The 2,076-nt window shown below is 60.9% G+C and carries 1 protein-coding gene; it reads left to right on the top strand.

The features are described 5' to 3' along the window. Nucleotides 1-370: 370 nt before the first annotated feature. Nucleotides 371-2,076 (top strand): methyl-accepting chemotaxis protein (locus I5W_RS15425; protein WP_044529890.1); only part of this gene is annotated, 1,706 nt, incomplete at its 3' end.

Consider the following 2,076-nt stretch of genomic DNA (forward strand, 5'->3'; position numbering starts at 1 on the left):
CTGGAGTTGATAGTCCCCTGACCTCTAACCTCTAACCTCTGATATCAGCTTTCAGTGGCAGACATCTGCTCACCCGAAACAAGCATTCCATCGAAATTGAATCATCGGTGCCATCCAAACGACCTCGGCATCGATAGCATTTCCGCCCCCTTCATGCCTGACCAACGCCCGGACCAGCCGTCATGTCATCGCATTGAAACCATATTGTCAGCCCCGCGTCAGAAACCACCTCTGATCGACATAAGCGCGCTGTTTCCCCTCATCAAACAGCACAATCTGCGGCTTGGCGACACTCATCTCGACTATTCGTGGACAGTCCAAAGGGGCTTTGCTAGCCTGATCCGACTCCAATCACAATGACCCAATCCACATGCTCACGTCCATTCGCGCGCGCGTCGTCTGCGCCTTCGTTGCCCTGGTTGTCTTTTCCGTGGTGGTCAGCACCGCCACCAATTACCTGATCGCCCGAAATAGCATGTGGGACGCCACTGACAGCAATCTCTCCACATCCGTGAGTGACCATGCCCGCGTGATCGGCGACTGGGTAGCTGAAAAGACACATCTGGTCGACTCCTTGCAGGACGTCGTGCTGACCGACTCCCCCGACGCCATGCTCAAGCAGATCCAGGTCGCTGGTGGCTTCTACGATGTGGGCGTGGGCTACCCCGACAAGAAGACCAAGTTTACCGACTGGCCCAATATCCCCGCCACCTATGATCCCACCAGCCGTCCCTGGTACAAGGGCGCAGTGCAGGCCGGCAAGCCGGCAGCCATTCCCTACATCAGCACCAGCAAGCTCTTGCTGGTAGCGCTGGCCATTCCGGTGATGCGCGAAGGCACGCTCAAGGCGGTACTGGTGGGTGACGTCGCACTCGATAGCGTGGTGGAAACCATCAAGTCGATCCACCCTACGCCCGAGAGTTTCGGGATGCTGATCGACCAGAACGGTCGCATCATCGCCCACCCCAACGCCGACCTGCGCTTCAAGCAAGTCACCGATATCGCCCCGGAATTCACCCAGTTGATTTCCTCTGCTGAAGGCAATATGACCGCACCCATGAAGATCGTGGTCGACGGTCGTACCAAGCTGGTTCGCGCCCAGAAAATCCGCGGCACCGACTGGAGCATCGTGATCGCCATCGATGAAGCCGAAGCCATGGCCGGTGCACGCTCTCTGCTCAATGCCTCGCTGCTGGCCCTGCTGCTCATCGTCGGCATCGCCTCGGTGATCGGTGTAGCCGTGACCACCAAGGCGTTCCGTCGCCTGGGTCAGGTCAGCCAGGCCATGACGGCCATCGGCTCGGGCAGCGGCGATCTCACGCAGCGCCTGCCCGATCAGGGCAAGGATGAAGTGGCCATCATCTCGCGCTCCTTCAACCAGTTCGTCGGCCAGTTGCAAAACGTGATGCTCGATATCCGCGAAGCCAGCGAAGCGGTGCGTACCGCCTCCAATGAAATCGCCACGGCCAACCAGGATCTGTCATCGCGCACCGAATCGGCCGCGGCCAGCCTGGAGCAGACGGCGGCATCGATGGCCGAGATTTCGGAGACGGTCGGTCGCTCCACGGCCGCAGCGCAAGAGGCGGACCAGCGTTCCAGCACTGCCACCGAGATTGCCTCGCAAGGTGGCAAGGTGGTCTCCGACGCCGTCTCCACCATGGGCGAGATCGAAAAGGTATCCGGCCAGATCGGCGCCATCATCAGCGTCATCGATGGCATCGCTTTCCAGACCAATATCCTGGCCCTCAATGCCGCGGTGGAAGCCGCGCGTGCCGGTGAACAGGGGCGTGGCTTCGCGGTGGTGGCACACGAAGTGCGCAGCCTGGCCCAGCGTAGCGCCGAGGCCGCGCGCGAGGTCAAGGAACTGGTGGAAACCACGGTGTCGCGAGTCTCTGCGGGATCGGTACAAGTGCGCCAGGCCGGCAAGACCATGGGCGAGATCGTGACCCAGTCGGCCGATGTGCAATCGCTCATTTCGGGGATCGCCCGCGCCACGGGCGAACAGACGCGCGGCATCCAGGAAGTCAACCGCGCAGTGATCCAACTCGATTCCATGGTGCAGCAGAACGCCGCCCT

The sequence above is a fragment of the Herbaspirillum sp. B65 genome (genome assembly GCF_000333555.1).
Taxonomy (GTDB): Bacteria; Pseudomonadota; Gammaproteobacteria; order Burkholderiales; family Burkholderiaceae_D; genus Herbaspirillum; species Herbaspirillum rubrisubalbicans.